At 59.4% G+C, this 22936-nt stretch carries 22 protein-coding genes and 1 pseudogene; 15 read left to right on the plus strand and 8 right to left on the minus strand.

The genetic code is table 11. From position 1 onward, the window contains the following. Window position 1: 1 nt before the first annotated feature. Window positions 2-232: pseudogene (locus DL88_RS19240) on the minus strand (DDE-type integrase/transposase/recombinase); the annotation flags it as partial. Window positions 233-401: 169 nt separating this feature from the next. Here DL88_RS19240 and DL88_RS05360 point away from each other — a divergent pair. Further along, window positions 402-2762 (plus strand): arylsulfatase, encoded by a 2361-nt coding sequence (locus DL88_RS05360; protein WP_210165268.1) that lies wholly within the window; start codon window positions 402-404, stop codon window positions 2760-2762. A gap of 57 nt (window positions 2763-2819) precedes the next feature. On the opposite strand, the gene DL88_RS05365 is transcribed toward DL88_RS05360, so the two are convergent. Both DL88_RS05365 and DL88_RS05370 read right to left on the minus strand, forming a co-directional pair. Then, window positions 2820-3200, minus strand: coding sequence for a hypothetical protein (locus DL88_RS05365; RefSeq protein WP_156970948.1), 381 nt, complete (start codon window positions 3198-3200; stop codon window positions 2820-2822). A 576-nt stretch (window positions 3201-3776) separates the two neighbouring features. Then, window positions 3777-4499, minus strand: a complete 723-nt coding sequence (locus DL88_RS05370) for a haloacid dehalogenase type II (RefSeq protein ID WP_034992891.1) — start codon at window positions 4497-4499, stop codon at window positions 3777-3779. A 57-nt stretch (window positions 4500-4556) separates the two neighbouring features. Here DL88_RS05370 and DL88_RS05375 point away from each other — a divergent pair, with 57 nt between their 5' ends. The 8 genes from DL88_RS05375 (at window position 4557) to DL88_RS05410 (ending at window position 12635) form a co-directional block, all read left to right on the plus strand. After that, a complete protein-coding gene (locus tag DL88_RS05375) occupies window positions 4557-4952 on the plus strand; it encodes a CrcB family protein (protein WP_034992893.1) in 396 nt (131 codons plus the stop codon). A 14-nt stretch (window positions 4953-4966) separates the two neighbouring features. After that, window positions 4967-6016: an RluA family pseudouridine synthase gene (locus DL88_RS05380; RefSeq protein WP_210165274.1), complete on the plus strand. Its 1050-nt coding sequence runs from the start codon at window positions 4967-4969 to the stop codon at window positions 6014-6016. After that, window positions 5997-6746, plus strand: coding sequence for an HAD-IA family hydrolase (locus tag DL88_RS05385; protein WP_245270631.1), 750 nt, complete (start codon window positions 5997-5999; stop codon window positions 6744-6746). The genes DL88_RS05380 and DL88_RS05385 overlap by 20 nt, the downstream gene beginning before the upstream one ends. Window positions 6747-6750: 4 nt before the next feature. Beyond that, window positions 6751-7572: an ATP12 family chaperone protein gene (locus tag DL88_RS05390; RefSeq protein WP_034993104.1), complete on the plus strand. Its 822-nt coding sequence runs from the start codon at window positions 6751-6753 to the stop codon at window positions 7570-7572. A gap of 12 nt (window positions 7573-7584) precedes the next feature. Next, the gene (locus DL88_RS05395; RefSeq protein WP_034992899.1) at window positions 7585-8106 is read left to right on the plus strand and encodes a glutathione peroxidase; all 522 of its coding nucleotides are present in this window, start codon (window positions 7585-7587) and stop codon (window positions 8104-8106) included. Window positions 8107-8308: 202 nt separating this feature from the next. Then, entirely contained in the window at window positions 8309-8920 is a 612-nt protein-coding gene (locus DL88_RS19245; RefSeq protein WP_051955620.1) for a GNAT family N-acetyltransferase, read from the plus strand. Between the two features lie 82 nt (window positions 8921-9002). Continuing rightward, window positions 9003-10535, plus strand: coding sequence for an acyl-CoA carboxylase subunit beta (locus DL88_RS05405; RefSeq protein WP_034993110.1), 1533 nt, complete (start codon window positions 9003-9005; stop codon window positions 10533-10535). Window positions 10536-10628: 93 nt separating this feature from the next. After that, window positions 10629-12635, plus strand: coding sequence for an acetyl-CoA carboxylase biotin carboxylase subunit (locus DL88_RS05410; protein WP_034992903.1), 2007 nt, complete (start codon window positions 10629-10631; stop codon window positions 12633-12635). 92 nt (window positions 12636-12727) lie between these two features. On the opposite strand, the gene recG is transcribed toward DL88_RS05410, so the two are convergent. Then, entirely contained in the window at window positions 12728-14845 is a 2118-nt protein-coding gene (gene recG / locus DL88_RS05415; protein WP_034992907.1) for an ATP-dependent DNA helicase RecG, read from the minus strand. A gap of 459 nt (window positions 14846-15304) precedes the next feature. On the opposite strand from recG, the gene panC reads away from it, so the two are divergent. The 3 genes from panC to DL88_RS20160 are packed head-to-tail and all read left to right on the plus strand — an operon-like array spanning window position 15305 to window position 16635. Beyond that, a complete protein-coding gene (gene panC, locus DL88_RS05425) occupies window positions 15305-16162 on the plus strand; it encodes a pantoate--beta-alanine ligase (RefSeq protein ID WP_034993115.1) in 858 nt (285 codons plus the stop codon). Window positions 16163-16171: 9 nt separating this feature from the next. Beyond that, window positions 16172-16477, plus strand: coding sequence for an acylphosphatase (locus tag DL88_RS05430; protein WP_034992913.1), 306 nt, complete (start codon window positions 16172-16174; stop codon window positions 16475-16477). Then, complete coding sequence (locus DL88_RS20160) at window positions 16462-16635, plus strand: hypothetical protein (RefSeq protein ID WP_156970949.1); 174 nt, start codon at window positions 16462-16464, stop codon at window positions 16633-16635. The genes DL88_RS05430 and DL88_RS20160 overlap by 16 nt, the downstream gene beginning before the upstream one ends. A gap of 63 nt (window positions 16636-16698) precedes the next feature. Here the strand turns inward: DL88_RS20160 and DL88_RS05435 are convergent, their stop codons facing one another. Together DL88_RS05435 and DL88_RS05440 are read right to left on the minus strand one after the other, a co-directional pair. After that, complete coding sequence (locus tag DL88_RS05435) at window positions 16699-17592, minus strand: DMT family transporter (RefSeq protein ID WP_051955621.1); 894 nt, start codon at window positions 17590-17592, stop codon at window positions 16699-16701. A 37-nt stretch (window positions 17593-17629) separates the two neighbouring features. Further along, entirely contained in the window at window positions 17630-17884 is a 255-nt protein-coding gene (locus DL88_RS05440; protein WP_034992917.1) for a hypothetical protein, read from the minus strand. Between the two features lie 201 nt (window positions 17885-18085). On the opposite strand from DL88_RS05440, the gene DL88_RS05445 reads away from it, so the two are divergent. Together DL88_RS05445 and murI are read left to right on the plus strand one after the other, a co-directional pair. Beyond that, a complete protein-coding gene (locus DL88_RS05445; protein WP_051955622.1) occupies window positions 18086-18970 on the plus strand; it encodes an RNA methyltransferase in 885 nt (294 codons plus the stop codon). Between the two features lie 292 nt (window positions 18971-19262). After that, window positions 19263-20153 carry a glutamate racemase gene (murI, locus tag DL88_RS05450; protein WP_084704985.1) on the plus strand — a complete coding sequence of 297 codons (891 nt, stop codon included), beginning with the start codon at window positions 19263-19265 and terminating at the stop codon, window positions 20151-20153. A 22-nt stretch (window positions 20154-20175) separates the two neighbouring features. On the opposite strand, the gene DL88_RS05455 is transcribed toward murI, so the two are convergent. Beyond that, window positions 20176-21186: a bifunctional riboflavin kinase/FAD synthetase gene (locus DL88_RS05455; protein WP_051955623.1), complete on the minus strand. Its 1011-nt coding sequence runs from the start codon at window positions 21184-21186 to the stop codon at window positions 20176-20178. A gap of 283 nt (window positions 21187-21469) precedes the next feature. Beyond that, window positions 21470-22369, minus strand: a complete 900-nt coding sequence (locus tag DL88_RS05460; protein ID WP_034992921.1) for a TIGR01459 family HAD-type hydrolase — start codon at window positions 22367-22369, stop codon at window positions 21470-21472. Between the two features lie 315 nt (window positions 22370-22684). On the opposite strand from DL88_RS05460, the gene DL88_RS05465 reads away from it, so the two are divergent. Continuing rightward, window positions 22685-22936 (plus strand): transposase (locus tag DL88_RS05465; protein WP_034992925.1); only part of this gene is annotated, 252 nt, incomplete at its 3' end.

Raw genomic sequence — 22936 nt, forward strand, 5'->3', positions numbered from 1 at the left:
CCTACTTCACCATGAAATGGTCGTTCTCAATGCTTTGCTGCATGTGTTTGGTGACATGGCAGATGGAATTCTTGCGCAACAGGCCTTCCTTCTTTGCCACTTTGATGATGGGTGGGAAGGTTTGGACACCCTCGGTGCCAACGCTGTCAGATACAAGGAGCAGCTCGTCTTTCGTCATCTTGTGGAAGAAGCGTCTGCCGGCAGCAAGATCACGCTGCACTGTCAAAGGGAAGCGAACCGGCTCCTCTGCTTGTCAATCGCCCGGTATAAATACCGCTATTGGCCACGGATCTGCTTCTAAGGCTCGTTGACAGGGATCGAGACTTAAAATACCTTAAATATTGTATATTATAATTGTATATTTCTGATGTAATTTTTGTTTGAGATGGAAGGGCGACCACGTGACGACAAACGCTCTGGTTCTGCTTCTTTTCAGTTTTGTGATGGTCTCGTCGCCTGTCACTTTCGCAGGAGAACATGGCCCGACGAATGATGGCTTTGATCGCACGGAATTGCCGCTTTCGTTGCCACCTTTTAAGGGTGTGATCGGGAAGACCTACAAGGAAAGCAAGGAAGACTGGCCTCGCGTTCCCACCCCGCCACAGGGCGCGCCGAATGTCGTGGTCATCCTGCTGGACGATGTCGGCTTCGGCCAAAGCTCGACCTTTGGCGGCCTCATTCCCACCCCGAGCCTCGACCGGCTGGCCGCGGAAGGCCTTCGCTACAACCGTTTCCACACCACCGCCATTTGCGGACCGTCACGCGCCGCGCTTCTGACCGGGCGCAATCATCATGATGCCGGCAACGGTTTTCTCATGGAATGGGCGACCGGCTATCCGAGCTACACGACGATGATTCCGCGCGAGACCGCGACTATCGCCGAAGTGTTGAAGGATAATGGATATGCCACCTGGTGGTTCGGCAAGAACCACAATACGCCGGATTGGGAAACATCCGTCGCCGGTCCCTTCGACAGATGGCCGACAGGCATGGGGTTTGATTATTTCTACGGCTTCAATGCCGGCGAGACGCATCAATATTATCCGACATTGTTCGAGAATACTGTTCCGGTGGAGCCGCCTTCGTCGCCGGAAGAAGGCTATCACTTCATGACGGACATGACCGATCGTGCCATCGCCCGGATGAAATATTCGAAATCGGTCGCGCCGAACAAACCCTTCTTCATGTATTTCGCTCCGGGCGCCATGCATGCCCCGCATCATGTCACCGCCAAATGGCGTGACCAGTTCAAGGGCAAGTTCGACATGGGCTGGGATAAATATCGCGAGCAGGTGTTTCAGCGCCAGCTCGCGATGGGCATTATCCCGCCAGATACCAAGCTCACGCAGCGTCCCGATTGGGTGCCGGCCTGGGATAGTCTGAGCGACCAGCAGAAGAAACTCTACAATGCGCTTTTCGAGAATTACGCTGGTTACTTCGCCTTCACCGATCACGAGATCGGGCGGCTGCTCGACGCCATCAAGAAGCTGCCGGATGCCGACAATACGCTGATCCTCTACATCGTTGGTGACAATGGCGCGTCATCGGAAGGGGGACCGGATGGCACATTGAATGAAATCAAGAGCCTGAGCGGATTGCCGACGAGCATCGAGGAAACCCTGGCGCATCTTGACAAGCTGGGTGGACCGGAAAGCGAACCGCATTATCCCGTCGGTTGGGCTTGGGCCGGCAATACGCCGTTCCAATGGGTCAAGCAGGTGGCCTCACACCTCGGCGGCACACGCAATCCTCTCGTCGTGAGCTGGCCTGCCCGGATCAAGCATGACGACAAACCGCGGGATACATTCCTCCATCTCGTGGATGTGATGCCGACGATTCTCGAGGCAGCGCATATACCGATGCCGGAGGAGGTCAATGATGTCGAGCAGAAGCCGCTCGCCGGCAAATCCTTCCTTGCAAGCTTCACCGACCCGCATACCACCGGCCGCTCGGAACAATATTTCGAAATCTTGAGCAATCGCTCCGTCTATCTCGACGGCTGGAAAGCCAATGCACAGCACACTTTGCCGTGGCGGCAGGACCTTGCCCCTGGCAATTGGGACAAGGACAAGTGGGAGCTCTACAATCTCGATAAGGATTTTTCCGAGGCTAACGATCTTGCCAAGGATCAGCCCGCGAAGCTCGCGGCGATGAAGGCCGAGTTCGACGTGCTGGCGGAAAAATATCATGTCTATCCGCTGGATGACCGCGGCGCGGCGCGCCTCGTGACGCCGAAACCGCGGCCGCCGGGCTCGGATCCCGCGGCCACGCAATTCACCTATTATGCTGGAGCAACCCGTCTTCCGGAGACTGCGGCGCCGCCGATGAAGAATCGCAGCTGGACGCTGACCGCCGATATCAAAACGGAAGGTGTCAAGACGAATGGTGCCATCATGAGCTTTGGCGGAGTGGCTGCGGGGATGACCTTTTACCTGAAGGATGGTCTGCCGATCTTTGATTATAATTATTTCGAGGATCATGCCGTCATAAAAGGGGACAAACCAGTTCCTGTCGGCGCGGCCAAGATCGGACTGGCTTTTGATTACGCCGGTGGTGGTCAGGGCAAGGGCGCCAAAGTCACGATCAAGGTCAATGGCGATGAGGTTGCGGCGGGCGATATTCCCGCGACTGTACCGGGCCGTTTCGGTGTTGATACTTTCGACATCGGGCAGGACGGCGGCCAACCTGTGACCTTCGCCTATAAGCCACCTTTTAAATTCACCGGTGAGATCGACAAGGTTGTCATCGACCTGAAGAACTGAGGGAAAGGGTTTTTGTCCCGTGAGTTTTGCTTCACGGGACCATCTTCTCGCGCCGATTCAGCTGCGGAAACGGCCGCCGAAGTTGAGTTCCTCGTGCTCGATCTTGTTCCATTCGTCGTTCAGATCCGCGACTGTTTGATAGAAGGGATTGTCACAGTCGGGAAAGAATTGCCGGCGGGTCAAGTCGACGATGCGTTGTCCATTGATCTGGACAAGGAAATGAACCCAATATTGCTGATCGGCGACGGCATACCAGCGCTCGTCCGCATCGGGCGCCTTCGTGCGCAATCCCTCGCAGCGGAGCACTTGCGCATACGATCCCTTTGATCTCAAACTATCGGCAAGCCGGTGAGAAACGCCACGACAACGGTTGTAGTAATTATCGAGTGTATCAGCACTCTGTTGAATCAATAATGTGTCCTCGGCGGCGCTTGCCATGGCGAGACCTCGTTGTTCGTGAAAAGGGCTGCCTGAGAACGGCAAGATATTGGGATGCCAAATTTGAGTATACCAAGACAGGGAGAGACCGAGTGTAGCGTCCCGCCGAAGGCGGGCAGATCGCGTAACGGTTATTGTATAGGAACAGTTCTTCAGAGCATTTTCTGATAACGTTTGAATCGCTTAGTGATTCTATTGCATTGAAAATACTAAGTTTTTAGAGTAGGGTGTTGCTGGATATATCGTGGCGCTCTGGGATCAAATCCTTGGGAAGCGAGAATAAATGCACGTGAAACCGGCTACGCTCTTCCCTTATGCGGCGTCGTGATCATCACGGGCACATCTGGCTCCTCATATCAATCCAGACGGCCGGTTCCGAAGGGATATATGATAATACGCAATAAGTGGACCATTTCTATGAAGGTGGCGCTGGTCATGGCTGATTTTCTCGCAAGGGCCGGGAAACCTCATTTTTAAACGGCCCCGGTTTCAACGAAGGTTTTGCCTCGCGGGATCATGCGGCGCGTGATGGCTGCGCTGTCTTGATGCTGCATCAAGCTTGAGGCTGATGATCCACTACAGACCCATACTATCCGCGAGTGCCCCGAAATCCGGCACATCGATGTCCCATTGTCCGTCGGCGACGAGATCCGTCGTCTGACCGGGACCATGTTCCATAGGGCGGGCGACGAAAGCCGTGCGCATTCCGCAAGACTGAGCGGCTCTGAGATCATCATTATGCGCGGCGACCATGCAGATCTCTTCCGGATCGAGCATGAGAATTTCCGCCGTCCGCAGATAGGCGCGCGGTTGCGGCTTGTAGGCTTGCGCCACTTCGGCCCCGAGAATCGCGTCCCATGGCAGATCGGCCCGTTTCGCCATATCGATCATCAAGCGGACATTGCCATTTGATAAAGGCGCGATGATCAATCGCGATTTCAGCCGCCTCAAGCCCGCGACGCTGTCCGGCCATGGATCGAGGCGATGCCAGGCCAGCGTGAGCGCGTCGAGCTCTTGCGAGGGCAGGGCGCTTGTTTCAAATCCGAATGTCGGCAGAATCGTTTCGAGATTTTCACGATGCAGGATATCAAGCGGAACGAACGGCCTACTACCGTTGCGCACCGCCTCCATGGCGGGAGAGTAAAGGGCGCGCCAGGCATCTGCGAAGGCGAAAGGGTCGAGATCCTGCCGTTGGTGCCGCGCGAAAAAGGCCTGTGCCTCGCGCGCGATACTGGTGCGCCAGTCAACCACCGTTCCGAAGACGTCGAAAACCATGGCGCGGATGCCTGCCAAACCCATGCGCTTATCCTTTCCCTTTATCCTCGTGTTATGATCAGGACCGGATTATAAACATCCATGCGTGACATTCTGCTCGTCTTCGTCGGCGCGGGCTCGGGCGGCCTCCTGCGCCATTTTCTCAATCAGTTCGGCTTGAGAATTGGCCTCCGCCTGGGATGGACCGCCTTTCCATGGATGACCTGTTTCATCAATGTCACCGGTTCGTTTGCCATGGGGCTCCTCGTCGGTTCGCTTGCGGGCTATGGTGACGGACGCTGGCAGCAATCCTTGCGGCTGTTCCTCGCCACCGGCGTTCTGGGCGGCTATACGACCTTTTCCACCTTCTCCCTTGAGAATAGCGTGTTGATCGAAAAGGGGGCTATCGGAATTGCTGCCCTTTATACGGCTCTCTCGCTTGGTTTTGGCCTTGGCGGCGTGTTCCTCGGCCTGCTTCTGACTCGGAGTTCGACGTGAGCGCGAAAACCCTGATGGTCGATGCGGATGAGGAAGGGATGCGTCTCGACCGCTGGTTCAAGCGGCGCGTCCCCGATCTTTCTCTCTCGCATCTCAACAAGATCGTGCGGACGGGCCAGGTGCGTGTGGATGGCGCGCGGGTCAAGACAGCGACGCGGCTTGCCGCCGGCCAGAGCGTACGTGTGCCGCCGCTTGATCTGCCGGACCAGCCGCCGGTCGCCAAGCCGGCGATCATTCCCGCCGATGCGCAGGCCCTGCGCGAAATGACCCTGTTCGAGGATCGCGATCTCATGGTCTTGAACAAGCCCTTCGGCCTCGCCGTGCAGGGCGGTTCCGGCATGACGCATCATCTCGATAAAATGCTCGCTTCCCTGCCGAATGAGCGGGGCGACCGGCCGGTTCTGGTGCATAGGCTCGATCGTGATACTTCGGGTGTTTTGCTTATCGCAAAGACGCGGCGCATGGCGGCGGAACTCGGCGAAATCTTCCGGTCGCGGCAGGCCCGGAAAATCTATTGGGCCGTGGTCGAGGGCGTGCCCAAACCGGCGCAGGGCCGCATCTCGCTCTATCTCGCCAAAGGTGAGGGGATGGAGGAGAAGCGTGGGCCAAATCGGGATAAAAAGACGGCGGACTCGGAGGCGCGCGCCGGCCTTGAAAAGATGCGTGTCGCTAAACATGGCGACGAGGATGCGCGCCATTCGGTGACCTATTATGCCATCGTCGACAAGGTCCCCTCGCGTCTCGCCTGGCTCTCGATGAAGCCCATTACTGGCCGCACGCATCAATTGCGCGCTCATGCGGAAGCCATCGGCCATCCGATCATCGGCGATCCGAAATATGGTCTGAAACCGAAGGATGATCCCCGCCGCAATGATCCGCTGCGTGCGCTGCCCGAGGGCGTTGAGCGCAAGCTGCACCTTCTGGCGCGGCGGCTGATCCTGCCGCATCCGCGTGGCGGTATTCTGGATGTCACTGCACCGCTGCCGCCCCATATGCAGAAAACCTTCGACTTGTTCGGCTTCGACGTGAAGCAGGAGGATCCGATTGACCACGCGCCTGAATGAAACCGCGCCCTTGGTGACTCACTTGCCAGCGGCCTTGACTGCTGACCGGCGTAGGCTCGTGCTTTTCGATGTCGATGGCACGCTGGTCGATAGCCAAGATTTCATCGTCGAGGCGTTGCGGCGGACACTCAAGCTTCATGATCTGCCGATGCTCGAGCGCGGAGAGGCTCTGTCGGTCGTCGGCCTGTCTCTGCCGGAGGCTTTCACCGCTTTGGCGGGTGCCGCCGCGCCGATCGCCGGGCTGGTCGAGACTTACAAAAGCACCTGGACCCATATGCGGGAGGAACCGGGCTATGACGATCCGCTTTACGCGGGGGCGCGTGAATGTCTCGATGCTTTCGTAGGCCGGCCGGAACTTGTCCTTGGCCTTGCCACGGGCAAATCGCGCCGCGGAGTCGATCATATGCTCGAAAGATGGGCGCTGCGCCCCTATTTCGAGACGGTGCAGACGGCGGACGACCATCCCTCGAAACCGGCGCCCGACATGATCCTGGCCGCGCTTGCCGAAACCGGCGTTGAGCCGCAGGATGCTTTCATGATCGGTGACACGGCCTATGACATCGAGATGGCACGGGCGGCCGGTGTCCGGCCGATTGGCGTTGCCTGGGGATATCACGACAAAACAATGCTGGCGGCGGCAGGTGCCGAAATCATCGTCGAGGATTTCACGGAAATTACCCGGCTGATCGATGCCGAAATCGGCGCTGAGGCCGCAGCAATGAAGGGGTAGGATGATGGCCGAAAACCGCGATCCCGCGGATCTCGCGGCACTCTTTGGCGAGCCGGGAGCAAAGCCGGTCGATCCCGTCGCTTTGGCGCGGCGTGATCTCAAAAAACATCTGCCGAAACGTTTTTTCGATAGGGCCGAAGTGCTCGCGCTCGATGAAGGCTTTGCCCTGGCGCTCGATGGCCGCCGTGCCAAAACGCCCGCGCGCCAGGATCTCATTCTTCCGACTCAGGCAGCCGCCGACGCGCTTGCCGGTGAATGGAATGCCTTGACGGAGATCGTCGACCCGGATCTCATGCCGTTGACCCGGATCGCCAATTCGGCGATCGACGGCGTGCGTGGCGCGCTTGCCGAGACCGCCAATGAAATCATCCGCTATGCGGGCTCCGATCTCGTCTGTTATCGCGCGGAGGGGCCGGAAAGTCTCGTTGCCGCGCAGGCCTCCGCCTGGGATCCGGTGCTGGCCTTTGCTCGGGAGGCGCTGTCGGCGCGTTTCGTCTGTGGCGAAGGTGTCATCTTCGTGACCCAGCCGCCCGAAGCGGAAGCGGCGCTGGCACGCGCAGTGCGTCGCTGGACCGAGGGGAAAGCAACGGCTCCGTTCGCTTTGGCTTGCCTGCATGTCATGACCAGCCTCAACGGCTCGGCGTTGATCGCGCTCGCTGTCGCGCATGGCGCATTGGCGCCGGAACAGGCGTGGGCTGCCGCGCATGTCGATGAGGATTTCCAGATGCGTGTCTGGGGCCGTGACGAGGAAGCCATGGCGCGCCGGGAGAAACGATGGCGGGATATGGCGGCGGCGGCGCGCCTCTTCCAGCTCGTCCATTCATGAGGATCGAACGATATGAGCAATCTTTACGACATCACGGTCAAGACGATCGAGGGACCGAACGAAAAGCTTGGCGAATACAAGGGAAATGTCATGCTGATCGTCAACACCGCCTCGGCCTGCGGATTGACGCCGCAATATCTCGCTCTTGAAAAGATTTACGAAAATTACATGAGCCGGGGTTTCGTCGTGCTCGGCTTTCCCTGCAATGATTTCGGCGCTCAGGAGCCCGGCACGGAACTCGAGATCCAGAGGTTCTGCGAGGCGAAATTCAACGTGCAATTCCCGATGTTCGCCAAGATCAGCGTCAAGCCCGGTTCGCGTCATCCCCTGTATGAGGAATTGATCGCCCGTCAGCCAAAGGCGCGCACCAATCCCGGCGCCCCCGCAAAGGACGGCAGCGATATTTCCTGGAACTTCGAGAAATTTCTGGTGAGCCGCGACGGTGAGGTCATCGACCGTTTCGCGCCGCAGGTGACGCCGGATTCGCCGCTGGTGATCGAGGCCATTGAAAAGGCGCTTGGTCCGGAGGCTTGATCTTGACAATCCGTCCCTATCGAGCGTTGTGAATGTTTGATAGGGCATCTTTAGTCTGTATCCGTTGTCATTTTTTATGATTCATGTTTCGATGACAACGGATATTCGTATCGGGAACGGGATTCACGATACCTCGCTTTATTCCAGCTGCGCAGATGAATCCACGCGAGCGGAGTGGCCGGAATGATGATAGCGGCCCGGGATGACTGAAAATACCAACGAACGCATGGCGGCAGCTGAGCCGCCCCGTCTGATGATCCGGCTTGCCGAAGCCGATGATCTTCCCTCTCTCCTCGTCTTTGCCAATACATTCCGTCTCCCTCATCCGTATCGCGGAAAGGGCAAGGCTTCGGCCGAATCCAATTTGATCAAGTCGGTTTTGCCAAAGCTCGCGCTGCGCCGCTTATGGCCAGCTATGGCTTGCGCAACACGTATGCTTGCGCTCGATGACGGGATAATCATCGGCCAGGCCGTGTTGACGCCCCCCCGTCTCGAAAACACGGAACGGATGGCGACGCTTTCCATCAAGGTCAGCGAGGATTGTCGTGGGCGCGGAGTCGGTACTGCCTTGCTTGCCGCATTGCTGGCGCAGGCCGATACGTGTCTCAAGCTCGACAGGGTGACGCTCTCGGTGCGATCGGATAATCACCACGCCCTTTATCTTTACAGGAAATTCGATTTCCAGCGGGTGAGTGCCGCGCCCCATCGCGCTTTGCCGGACAGAGCGGACGGGATGTGTGTGGCGATCGAGGAATGGGTCCGCATCCGTCCACAAAACCCTGCCGAAAGTCTGGTTGCAAGTAGGGCTGAGTAAGTCATAGCTCCTCCTAAAGGCAGAATTCGCGAAATTCATGCGCGATGTGCCAAATTTGCGGGTTTTGGAACGGGGGAACTGCGTGAAGACCATTCTCGAACGGCTTGACGAGCGTGAAGCTATTGCCCGTCTTGGTGGTGGAATCGAGCGCCTGAAGGCGCAGCACACACGCGGCAAGCTGACCGCGCGCGAAAGAATCGAACTGCTGCTCGACGAAGGCTCGTTCGAGGAATTCGACATGTTCGTCCAGCATCGGGCGGTCGATTTCGGCATGGATGCCGTCAAGATCCCCGGCGATGGCGTGGTGACCGGCTGGGGCACCATCAACGGCCGCACGATCTTCGTTTTCGCCAAGGATTTCACCGTTTTCGGCGGTTCGCTGTCCGAGACGCATGCGCAGAAGATCATCAAGCTGCAGGATATGGCGTTGCGCAATCGCGCGCCGATCATCGGCCTGTTCGATGCGGGTGGCGCGCGTATTCAGGAAGGTGTCGCGGCGCTTGGCGGCTATGGCGAAGTGTTCCAGCGCAATGTTCTCGCCTCCGGCGTTATTCCGCAGATATCGGTCATCATGGGGCCATGCGCCGGCGGTGACGTCTATTCCCCGGCGATGACCGATTTCATCTTCATGGTGAAGGATACGAGCTACATGTTCGTGACCGGTCCCGATGTCGTGAAAACCGTCACCAATGAAACGGTGACGGCGGAGCAATTGGGTGGCGCCAGCGTGCATGCGACGCAGAGCTCCATCGCGGACCATGGCTATGAAAACGATGTCGAGGCGCTTTTGCAGATGCGCCGGCTCGTCGATTTCCTCCCGGCCTCCAATGTTGCGCCGCTCCCCGAATGGCCGAGCTTCGACACCTCGGACCGGCTCGATTATTCGCTCGATACATTGATTCCGGATAATCCGAACAAGCCCTATGACGTGAAGGAATTGATCGTCAAAACCGTGGACGAGGGCGATTTCTTCGAGATCCAGCAGACGCATGCACGCAATATCGTCGTCGGTTTCGCGCGTTTCGAGGGCCGCACCGTCGGTATCGTCGCCAATCAGCCCCTGGTCCTTGCCGGCGTGCTCGATTCCGATGCCTCGCGCAAGGCTGGGCGCTTCGTGCGCTTCTGCGATTGTTTCAATATTCCGATCGTCACTTTCGTCGACGTCCCGGGCTTCCTGCCGGGTGTCGCCCAGGAACATGGCGGTCTCATCAAACATGGCGCGAAACTGCTGTTCGCCTATGCGGAAGCCACCGTGCCGAAGATCACCATCATCACCCGCAAGGCTTTCGGTGGCGCCTATGACGTCATGGCGTCGAAACATTTGCGCGGCGATGTCAATTATGCCTGGCCGACGGCGCAGATCGCGGTGATGGGCGCGAAGGGCGCGGTCGAGATCATCTTCCGCAAGGATATCGGTGATCCGGAAAAAATCGCCAAGCAGACGAAGGATTACGAAGACCGCTTCCTGTCACCCTTCGTGGCGGCGGAGCGCGGCTATATCGATGAGGTCATTCAGCCGCATACAACACGCAAGCGCGTATCCCGCGCGCTCGCTTTGTTGCGGACGAAGAACCTGGAAAATCCCTGGAAGAAACACGACAATATCCCGCTTTGAAGATGGAGCGGCGCGGCCATCTTTGGCCGCGCGCAGCCGTAGCCCGCAGCCATAGCTCATTGTCGCGCATTCACATCTTTTCGGAAACGTTCCATGTTCAAGAAGATACTCATTGCCAATCGTGGCGAAATCGCCTGCCGTGTCATCAAGACCGCGCGCAAGCTCGGTATCAGCACCGTCGCCGTCTTTTCCGAGGCAGACCGCAACGCCCTGCATGTCCGTATGGCGGATGAAGCCGTCTTCATCGGAGCCGCCGCGGCGTCGGAATCCTATCTCGTCATGGACAAGATCGTGGCCGCCTGTGTCGAAACCGGCGCCGAGGCGGTCCATCCGGGCTATGGCTTCCTTTCGGAGCGGGCGGCCTTTCCCGAGGCGCTTGCCGCCAAGGGGATCGTCTTCATCGGTCCGAACGCCAAGGCCATCGAGGCCATGGGCGACAAGATCCAATCGAAGAAATATGCCCAGGCCGCCGGCGTCTCCGTCGTGCCGGGTTTCCTGGGTGAGATCGAAACACCGGAGGATGCCGCGCGGATTGCCGATGATATCGGCTATCCGGTCATGATCAAGGCGTCGGCGGGCGGCGGCGGCAAGGGCATGCGCATTGCCCATTCCCGCGAGGAGGCGATCGAAGGATTTGCCCGCGCCCGCTCGGAGGCCAAATCCTCCTTCGGCGATGACCGCGTCTTCATCGAGAAATTCATCATCGAGCCGCGCCATATCGAAATCCAGGTTCTGGGCGACAAGCACGGCAATATCATTCATCTTGGCGAACGCGAATGTTCGATCCAGCGCCGCAATCAGAAGGTCATCGAGGAAGCGCCGTCGCCGCTGCTCGATGCTGCCACCCGCGAGAAGATGGGCGCCGAGGCCGTCGCGCTCGCCAAGGCGGTGGGCTATGATTCCGCTGGCACGGTGGAATTCGTCGCCGGGCAGGACAAACAATTCTACTTCCTGGAAATGAATACCCGCCTGCAGGTGGAACATCCGGTGACGGAACTCGTCACCGGTCTCGATCTGGTTGAACAGATGATCCGCATCGCCGCGGGCGAGAAACTCACTTTGACCCAGCACGACGTGACATTGCGCGGCTGGGCGGTCGAAAGCCGCGTGTATGCGGAAGATCCCGCCCGCAACTTCCTGCCTTCGACGGGCCGTCTCGTCACCTATCGGCCACCGGCGGAAGGGCTGGTCGACGGCATCACCATCCGCAACGACACGGGTGTTTATGAAGGCGCCGAGATCTCGATCAATTACGATCCGATGATCGCCAAATTCATCACCTACGGTGGTTCTCGTCAGGCGGCTGTGGAAGCCCAGGCGGAGGCGCTCGATGCTTTCGTCATTCACGGCATCCGTCACAATATTCCGTTCCTCAACAGTGTCATGCGTCACGAGCGTTTCCGCTCAGGCAAGCTCTCGACGCAATTTCTGGCGGAGGAATATCCGAAGGGCTTTACGCCGCATGTGCCGCAGGGTGAGGAAGCTTTGGCACTCGCCGCCGTCGCCGCCGCAATCGATGACGTGCTGAATGAACGCAAACGCCATATCACCACGCAATTGCCGGCAGCCAAGCCCGTCACCTTCACCAAGGAGCGCAGCGTGCTTCTTGGCAAGGAGCGCTATGACATTCGCATCGAACATGGGGTGGAAGGAGCGCGCGTTCATTTTGAGAAGGAAAACCTGTTCTATTTCTGCCGCTCTTCGTGGCGCGGTGGCGAAATCGTCTGGCACGGCACGATCAATGGTGTGGCCGCCTGTGTTCAGGTGCAGCCGATCCCCAATGGCTTCTGTCTCGCGCGCGGCGGCGCCGAGGTAGAGGCGCGCGTCTATACGCGGCGGGAAGCCGATCTCTCCGCCTTCATGCCGGAAAAGGCCCAGGCCGAGGCGTCAAAAGCTTTGTTGTGCCCGATGCCGGGCCTCGTGCGGGCGATCCATGTCGCGCCGGGCCAGGAGGTCAAAGCTGGTGATCCGCTCTGCGTCGTCGAGGCGATGAAGATGGAAAACGTTCTGCGTGCGGATCAGGACGTCACGATCAAGAGCGTGCTCGCGAAGGAAGGCGATTCCCTCGCCGTTGACGCCGTCATCATGGAATTCGCTTAAGCATCCATCGCGGTCTTTTTTCCACTCTTTCAACCCGTGCGAGGTCATAGCCTCGCGCGGGTTTTTGTTTCTTGGCCCATCCTTGGCTCTATTCACCCCGCGTCGAGCAAGCGCACGGCTTCCCGTCGCTCGAACAGATTGAGCAGAAGCCGCAAGGCATCGCCACCGGCGCCTTCGAGGCGCGGGTTGATATCGACAATGTGGCGCGCCTCGGCACGGGCCAGCGCCAGCAATTGGGTGTGGACCGAGAGATCCGCAAGACGGAAACCGGGCAGGCCGGATTGTTTCGTACCGAGAATATCGCCTTCGCCGCGCAGGCGCAGATCTTCCTCTGCGATCCGGAACCCGTCCTCGCTATCGCGCATGATGGCGATCCGCGCCTTGGCGATCTCCCCGAGCGGCGCCTTGTAAAGCAAAAGGCAAGAGGATTTTCCGGGGCCGCGGCCTACGCGTCCGCGCAATTGATGGAGTTGCGCCAGGCCGAAGCGTTCCGCATGCTCTATGATAATGACAGTGGCTTCCGGCACATCGACGCCGACCTCGATGACTGTGGTCGCCACCAGAATGCTGGCATCGCCGCTGGCGAAGGCGGCCATCGCGGCGTCTTTTTCCGCCGCCTTCATCCGGCCATGCAGCAGCGCGACCTTGCCCTTGAAGATCGAGGCGAGATCCTCAAAACGTGCCTCGGCGGCGGCGACATCGAGCGCCTCGCTTTCCTCGACCAGCGGACAGACCCAATAGGCGCGTCCGCCTTTGGCGAGCAGCCGGTGGAGCCCGTTCACGACTTCATCGATCCGGTCGATGGGCAAAGCGCGGGTGTCGATTTTCTCCCGGCCGGGCGGCTTCTCGCGCAGGATGGAAACATCCATGTCACCGAAATAGGTCAGCACCAGCGTTCGCGGAATCGGGGTCGCCGTCATCACCAATATGTCGACGGCCTCACCCTTGTCGCTGAGTGCGAGCCGTTGATGCACACCAAAACGATGCTGTTCATCGACGATGGCGAGGCCGACATCGTGAAAGACGACATCCTCCTGAAACAGAGCATGGGTGCCGATGAGAATGTCGATCTCCCCGGCGGCCAGCGCCGCAAGCAGGCGTGCACGCGCGGCGCCTTTGTCGCGGCCGGTGAGCAGCGCCAACCGCAATCCGGTATCTGCGCAGAGCTTGGTGAGATTGGCATGGTGTTGGCGCGCAAGAATTTCCGTCGGTGCCATCAAAGCCGCCTGGCGTCCCGCCTCGACCACTCCGGCCATGGCGAGCAAAGCGACGAGCGTCTTGCCGGCGCCGACATCACCCTGCAGAAGCCGCAGCATACGGCGCGGCGCCGCAAGATCGGCGCGGATCTCGGCCAGCGCCTTTTCCTGGCATGGTGTCGGGCAATAGGGCAGGCTCGCGAGGAGCTTCCGCGTGATCGAGCCATCGCCCTCGACGATCCGGCCAGCCATGCGCCGCCGGTTGCCGCGCATCAGCGCAAGAGTGAGCTGGCTTGCCAGCAATTCATCGAGCGCGAGTCTTTGCCGGGCGGGGGATTCGAGCCCGATGGCTTCGGGCTCGGTTGGATGATGCAAAGCCTCCAGTGCCTGGCAGAAGTTGGGAAAGTCCGGCAATTTGACGACTGAAAGATCATGCCATTCGGGCAGCTTCATCATCAACAGCCTTGTCTTCGCGAATGCAGCCTCGATGGCCTTGCCGATTTGCTTTTGCGACAGGCCCTCGGTCGCCGGATAGACGGGTTCGACCGGCGGCATGGCTGCCAAAGCCTGGGCATCGAGCACGCGGTCGGGATGGACCATCTGGCGATGTCCGTCCCAGAGTTCGAGCTTGCCGGAAACCCAGCGTTTGGCACCGCGGGGCAGTGATCGTTCAATCCAGGTGGAATTGGTCAGGAAGAAGACAAGGAGCACGTCGCCGGTTTCATCCTCCACCAGCACCCGATAGGGCGCCTTAGAGCGGGCAGGCGGAGGGCGGTGTTCGACGACGGTAACTTCCAGAGTGACAATCTTGTCGACCGGTGCTTCAGCAATCTTCGGGCGCTCGCGGCGGTCTATGGTTCCGGTCGGCAAATGGAACAGAAGATCGATAACACGGGCTCCAGGGCCGTTGGCTGGACAGCCGAGGGCCTTGGCGAGCAGCACCGCCATCTTCGGGCCGATGCCTACCAGCGATTCGGCGGAGGCAAAAAGTGGGTCGAGAAGGGACGGCCGCATCGTCAATTTCCGGAAGATCCCTTGAAGATCCTTTAGAGAAGATCCTTCGGAACCCTTGAAAGGCTCCCCGCATCCCCGGCACAAGAAGGGTCAGAAGCAACCGAGCCGCGACAGCATCCTTTTGATCCCGCTCACATTCTCGAAAGAGCCGGCGCTGGCCATCGCGTCGGTGTCCGCGCGAGAAAGGAATGTTCCGGTTCACATGCCTGATTTCGAAATGATCGTTCCTGTTCTATAGTGCCGCCCGGTTTCGGCGCAAGCATCTCCCTTGCGCGTCAGCCTGCTTTTCCCTTGAGCATTTTTCATTTACGTGGAATCGCTTCGCGATGAGAATAGATTGAAAATGCTCTCATTTCTTAAGTGGAGCGTTTCCGGATAAATCCGAAACGCTCTCAGGTCGATCATTTCGCGGCCGGCTGGCGGCAGCTTTGCTGCTTTCTTCCACCACAGAAACATCTCATGAACGATAATCACATTGAAATCCTGTGCGAACCGGCCGATCTGCGGGTACGGCTGGCGCAATGGCGCGCGCAGGGACAAAGACTCGTGCTCGTGCCGACGATGGGCGCGCTCCATGCGGGGCATATGTCACTCGTCAAGGAGGCGAAGCGTCTTGGCGATCGCGTTCTTGTATCCGTTTTCGTCAATCCCACCCAATTCGCGCCCAATGAGGATTTTGGCGTCTATCCGCGCCGTCTGGAGACCGATGCCGAGCTTGCCACGCAGGCGGGCGCCGATCTGATCTTCGCGCCGACGCCGCAAGCCATGTATCCGCAGGGTTTCGCAACGACCATTTCGCTGACTGGCCCAGCGACCGTAGGGCTCGAAGACAAATTCCGCCCGACCCATTTCGCCGGCGTTGCGACCGTCGTCGCCAAATTGTTCAATCTCGTGCGGCCGGATGTGGCGATTTTCGGCCAGAAGGATTACCAGCAGTTGCAGGTCATCCGGCAGATGACGAGCGACCTCGATATGGACATCGGGATCGTCGGCGCGCCGACGATCCGCGAGAAGGACGGGCTCGCGCTCTCCTCGCGTAATCTCTATCTGACGGTCGCGGAACGCGATTGCGCACCGCGTCTCTATGCGGCGCTTCTGCAATGCGCGCGCGAGATCGGCATGGGGACCGCCTCCATCGGTGCCGCGCTCGAGGCCACGACGAAGAATCTTAAGGAAATGGGCTTCGTCGTCGATTATCTCGAAGCGCGTCATGCCGAAACGCTCGAGCCGGTCGCAAGCCCGGAGGAAGGGCCGATCCGCCTGCTGGTGGCCGCCAAGCTCGGAACGACCCGTCTCATTGACAATATCGCGGTCTGAGCCTTGATCATGTCCGACACACAGCTCGTCCATCTGCGTATTATCGGCCGCGTGCAGGGCGTCGGCTACAGGGCCTGGACGGTGGGGGAAGCGCGTCGTCTCGGCCTCGGCGGCTTTGTCCGCAACAAACGGAATGGCAATGTCGAGGCGGTGTTGATCGGCGCCAGCGAGACCATCGCCGTTCTGGTTGAATTATGCCGTTCTGGTCCTCCGGCTGCGCGGGTCGATCAGATCGAGCAGGCGATCATCAATGAAGAGATGGCGCGGATACTCGCGGAGCCGGGGTTGCGGGAGGAAGCATGTTTCGATTTCTGACACGGGGTTCCATCGCTTGTGCCGCGCTGCGCCCGATCACGCTTTTGGTCATGGCCCTCTTTGCCGCGAGTCTCGGCGGTTGCGATAAATGCGGCAACAAGATCAAGATCAATTCGCCGACGATTCCGGAATCTTGTCACGATTCCACCAGCCAATGAGGGCTGAAACCGGCGCCCGCCTTTTGGCAAGACGCCGCAGGGGTACCGCGGATCGGCTCGCGGTCAGGGCGTGGATGTCTTTTCCACCATTTTCGCCGCGGCGCGCCGGTTCTGGTAGAGCACCATACTGACGCCGCCCACGATGATGAAAGCCGCACCGAGCAGGCTGCGCGGGCTTGGAATTTCGCCGAATACGGTCGAACTGATCAGTGTGGCCCAAAGCAGGCTGGTATAGCCGAAGGGCGCGATCGTGCTTGCTGGCGCGGCGGTATAGGCGCGGATCAGGCAATAATGGCTACCCCCGCCCATGGCGCCGAGCAGGCCCATCAAAGCCGCATCGCGGACATTTGGCCAGATCCCGGTGAAGGGAAGCAGTACGCTCATGACGACGACGCCGACGAGTCCGGTATAGAAAAAGGTCGTCAGCGGCGTATCGCGTCCAAATAGCAGCCGCGTGGTGATCTGGTAGTTGGCATTGCAGAATGCGCCGATGACCGGAAGCACCATCCAGGGAGAGAAATCGAGCCCCGTGGGATTGGAAATAATCAAGACGCCGGTCATACCGGCGCAGACGCTGAGCCAGCCGACAAGGCCGACCTGTTCTTTCAGGATGAAGACGGAGAGAGCTGTGACGAGAACCGGCGTCACCCACATGATGGCGGTGTAATCAACGAAACGCAGATGCTGGATGCTGATGTTGGCTAAGAGCGTCACGCCGAGCAGAAGTGTCGAGCGCAGAATCTGCAGGGATGGCGCATTGGCTCGCATGGCGGAAGGCCGGCGCAGGAGAACGATGCCGGTCGCGATGAGAACATGCACGAAATACCGCGCCCAGGTGACCTCGATCAGCGGATAGGAATGCATCAGCACGCGGGCTGTGGAATCCTGGCCAACGAAAAGAAGAGTCGTAAGGCTCATCCAGAAAATACCGGAGAGCCAGGGAGGCGCTGAGCCCATTAATGCAACAATACGGATGAAAAGGAAGGAAAGCCGCTCAATAAGGCGGGTGGCTGCGATTCCGGCAGATATTGATCAGCCGCTGGCGCGGACCAAAAGGAGAATCGTAGGTTTCCACGCGATAGCATTCATCGCTGGCCTCGTTGTGGGTATAGCCATAGGGATAGGGGTGACCCCAGAATCCGAGCGTCTCATCCCTGCTACCGAGAGAACCGGCTTTGGCCTCAAGCCCGAAAAAGGTGACAGCGACGAAGGCCATCAGCACGACAAGGATCTTTTCGAGCGATTTCATCCTACGCACCATTGGCTCCCTTACGCAAAACCGCTATGGATCCCTCGCATATATGCGCTGGTTCCGCAAGATGGTCCAGCAACGCTTTTGCTGTGATCACCGTCACCTCGACCTGAACTCCGCTAAAATCATGAAGTTTCTAAGAAAGGCAAGTGGGCCTGCGCTTTATGCGCGAAGCCTGCGGCCATGGAATCAGGGCCTATGACTGGCGCCGGTACCGATCACAGCCGGGAGAGCCTGGCGGGTGGTCCCTCCATCATTCTCGTGAGGCCGCAGCTCGCGGTCAATATTGGCATGTGCGCGCGGGCCATGGCGAATTTCGGCCTGTCGGATCTGCGGCTCGTCGCGCCGCGCGAGGGCTGGCCGAGGGAAGGCCGTTTCAAGGACGAGGCGGAAGCCGCGGCGGCCGGTGCGGTGCATCTTCTCTCCTCGGCGCGGGTCTTTGCCACTCTTGCCGAAGCAGTTGCCGATCTCAATTTTCTGTGGGCGACGACCGCGCGCGAACGTGGCCAGCATAAAAGGGTGGTGACTCCCGCTGAAGCCATGCCGGAATGCGCAGCAAGGCTTGGTCAGGGAGAACGGCAGGGAATCCTGTTTGGTCCGGAACGGACAGGCCTCGACAATGATGATGTCGCATTGGCCGATGCCATTCTGACATTTCCGGTTAATCCCGCTTACGCTTCCCTCAATCTCGCCCAGGCCGTGCTGCTGACCGGCTATGAATGGTTTCAGGCGGCGCATGGCGCCGCCGCCCCATTCCAGCTCACTGATTATTCACCGCCCGCGCCGCGCGAGATGATCCTGTCGTTTTTTGATTATCTCGAGGCGGAACTCGACCGCTCGGGCTTCTTCCGGCCACCGGGTAAGGCGCCGGTCATGCGGCGCAATCTGCGCAATATTTTCCACCGGATGGCGCTGAGCGAACAGGATGTGCGCACCCTGCGTGGTGCTGTGGTGCGGCTTGTCGAGGGGCCGCGCGCGCTGTTCCCGCGCAAGGCGTCTTCCCAATCAGCCGCGCCTCAGCCGCATTCCGGTCATTCCTGTTCCGACTCGCTGGATGAGACCGCCGATACAAAGTCTCGATGAATCGGATTTATCGAGACCTGCCTTCGCGACTGCGGTGACGATCTCCCATCCTGCATCGGACGGAAGCAGCATTTTCTTAAACTTGATCCTGTTTGCTGCGAAGTGACAGCTGCGTCCGCGCGGCTATGGCGCGAATGTCGTCCTTTCTCTCAGGATTGGCTTTTTCAGGATGTTTGCCTTAAGCAGGACAGGCTTCATGGCCGAGGCGACGAAGGAACCGGCCATTCCGGCAGGTTTGATGCGGATTGAAAACCGGCCTGCGGCGGGATTTGGTGGCGGAAACAGGCGTCCGATGAACCCTATTCCCAAAATTCTGGTCTTCGATTCCGGACTTGGTGGTCTGACCGTTTTTGCGGAAATCGCGAAACTGCGTCCGCATGCCGATTATCTTTATGTGGCCGATGATGCGGCCTTTCCTTATGGCGCGATGAGCGAGACGGCGCTGGTCGCGCGGGTGCTCGATGTCATCCGGCAGCTTGTCGCCTCCTATGGGCCGGATGCCGTGGTCATTGCCTGCAATACAGCCTCGACGCTTGTTCTGCCGCATTTGCGCGCAGCTTTTCCAAATCTGCCTTTCATCGGCACGGTCCCCGCGATCAAGCCGGCGGGGGAGATGTCCCGCTCGCGGCTGATTTCGGTGCTCGCGACGCCGGGGACCGTCGCGCGTGATTACACCCATGACCTTGTGCGCAGCTTTGCTTCGCATTGTGCCGTGACGCTCGTCGGATCACAACGCCTTGCTGCGCTGGCAGAAGCGGCGATGCGTGGCGAAAGCATAGACGATTCGGCGATCGCGCAGGAAATCGCGCCCTGTTTCATTGAATCGGAGGGGCGGCGGACTGATTGCGTGGTGCTTGCCTGTACGCATTTTCCGCTTTTGCTCGACCGTTTCCGCACCCTCGCCCCTTGGCCGGTCGGATGGATCGATCCCGCGCCGGCAATCGCGCGCCGTGTCGATCATATTGTGAGCGAGGAACGCGGTTTCGGCGCGGATCGGGAACGGGCAGGGGGATCGCGCCGGGCCTTGTTCACCAAGGGAATGATTCCGAACCCGGTTCTGGAGCAGGTATTGCGGGCGAGAGGGCTCACTCCCGTTACGGAAGCAGGGTTTTCGCGGGATTTATATCAAGGGGATTCGGCGGAAAGCCGCCACTCGGCCGTCGCGGGGGGTAAGTTTCAATAAGTCAAGGCTCGCTGAGCCATTCTCATTGAGCCTTGGTATCAGCCCTGTGTTTCGCTTCCTGAGGGGGTGCGAGGAGAGCGTGGGCCTGAGCCACATCCGCCGCGATCTGTGCTTTCAGGGCATCGAGAGATGGAAATTTTTCTTCGCCGCGAATGAAGGCGACGAAGGAGACTTCGAGACTCTTGCCGTAAAGATCGCCTGAGTAATCGAGTAGAAAAATTTCGAGCAGAGGGATGCCGTCATCATCGACTGTCGGCCGGCGTCCGTAATTGGCTATGCCATCGAGCAGTATTTCAGCGCTATCGATGCGCACGCGCACGGCATAGACGCCATGGCGCAGGCGGCAATTGCCTTCTGGCTTCAAATTGGCGGTGGGGAAGCCGAGCTGGCGGCCGAGCGCCTGACCGTGCAGCACCGGGCCAGTGATGGTGAAGGGATGGCCGAGGAGATGGGCGGCGTGATCGACATCGCCAGCCTCGAGAGCGAGCCGCGTCGCCGTCGAGGAGGCCGCCTCGTCGCTGCCAGCGAGATCGGAAGCCACCCGCTCGACGATATCAACCTGAAATCCGTGACGGCGGCCGGAATCCTTCAGAAAATCCGGCGTTCCCTGGCGTTTGGCGCCGAAATGAAAATCATAGCCCGCAACCACGGCGGAAACATCCAGCCGCCGCAGGAGAATGTCGGTGACGAAAGTTTCGGCCGTCATACCGGCGAGTTCGGCATTAAAGGCAACGACGATAATGCCGTCGAGGCCCAGATATTCCAGGGTTTTTGCTTTATCCTTCAAGGGTGTCAGGCGGAAAACAGTTCGCTCGCCGCGAAAGAAATCCGCCGGATGCGGCTCGAAGGTGAGTACGGCGCAGGGTTTGCCGAGTTTTGCGGCAAGCGCCTCGGCACGCCTTATGACGGCGAGGTGGCCGCGATGGATCCCGTCGAAATTGCCGATAGCCACGACCGCTCCGGCAAGTCCCGCAGGCGGCTCCTGCGGATCCACGGCGAGAATGAAGGGTTTTTTGGAGAGCGTTTCGGTCAAGGGTGCGACGCGAGTAAGGTCATGATTGGATGGGAATGGCGGCGGACCCGCCCCTCCACCGAGGCCCGCGGACCCTGCCTTGTCGGCGCGGCGACGTCAAGCGCGGGTGCCTCAAGATCCAAAGTCGGGAAGGGCGTGCCATTATCGGGGCTGATGCCAACTCAAAGATCATGTCTCGCTGAGAGTTTGACTCCGCGACTTTTGCCCCGCGACTGAGGTCCGGCGGCTTCCCACCGGACCTCATTGATCCCGAGAAGTTGGGGGGCAATGAGAGGTGGTACGCCTACCAAATGAGTTCCGGCATGAGCGCCATCGGCGGCCCATCCGAGGATTCGAGAAATTGTCTCAGCGCGGCGGCATCGAGATCACCGCGTTCGCCAGGATGCAGTTCGGCGCGGTGAATACCGGAGGTAATGAAAATATTATCAAGTCCCTGGCGATGTGCGCCGGCGATATCGGTATGCATGGCGTCGCCGATGATGAGAACACGCTCTCTCCGGGTGGGGGCGCAACCGGCTAGGGCAAGGGCCCGCTCGTAAATTGCCGGAAAGGGCTTGCCTGCCTGGATCACCGTGCCGCCCAGTGCTTCATAGCGTTCGGCGATCGCGCCCGCGCAAGCGACGAGTTCAGGGCCGATCCGGACGACAATATCGGGATTGGCACAGATCAATTCAGCGCCGCGCCGCGCGGGTTCGGTCAGCAGGGCATCGTAATCCTCGGCTTTTTCCCGCTTCTCGTCGAAAAGGCCAGTGCAGACGAGGTAATCCGCCTCCGCAGCCGGAACGAAAGCGAGCGGCGCGCCGCCAAGCCGGGCGGCCTCGTCGTAAACCACATTGTCTCCCGGCGGACCGATGCGGAACAGTGAGAGACCAGGCCTCTCGAGAATGAGACCGATCGTGACATCGCCCGAGGAGACAAGTCCGTCATAGGCCTCCCGCACGAGACCGAGACCATCGAGCTGGCGCATGATGACCGGAGCAGGGCGTGGCGCATTGGTAATGAGGATGACCTTGCCGCCCTTCTGGCGAAATTGCCGCAAGGCGTCTCCCGCCTTCGGAAAAGCGGCGATCCCGTCATGTAAGACGCCCCAAACGTCGCAGAGAATCACATCATAATTCGCCGCGAGATCGCTGAGGCCGCCAAGCTTGCGAGGAGGGACGTTGGGTAAGGGCTGTTTATCCATTGAGGCGATGCAGGCCGTGACGTCGAGGATGAGGTAATGGCAGAGGCGCTGTCAGCGCTGCGTTTGGCCAAGAATAATGAGAGTGTGATTGCGGGTAGTGGACAGGATGGGCCAAGCGCCGAACCCACTTGAAAACGTCCTGAAACGCAGCTTCGAGGCAAGCTGTAGCAGGCCTGGACAACGCGTCAAGTTGGGACAAGAGCCGATTTCGGGTGAAGGATAGCCCTAGGTCCTGTTGACGAATAGGATTCCCAAGTTGCGAAGGTTCTGATTCAAAGTCGCTTTCAGAAGGAGGCGACTTTGATTCGTGGGCTGATGTCGGATGAAGAATGGGCCTGTCTTGAGCCGTTCGTGACGCGGCGCGGGCCGCATAGCGGGCGACGTGCGAAGGACCATCGCCTTGTTCTTGATGGTATTTTCTGGATTTCCCGCACGGGCGTGCAATGGCGCGATTTGCACGAGCATTTCGGCAAATGGTCATCAGTTTATCGCCAGTTTCGGCGCTGGACGCTGGCTGGATTGTGGGAAACGCTGCTCGAAGCCTTGAATGAGACCGAAGGTGTCGGC

The sequence above is a fragment of the Beijerinckia mobilis genome, from assembly GCF_000745425.1.
GTDB classification, from domain to species: Bacteria; Pseudomonadota; Alphaproteobacteria; order Rhizobiales; family Beijerinckiaceae; genus Beijerinckia; species Beijerinckia mobilis.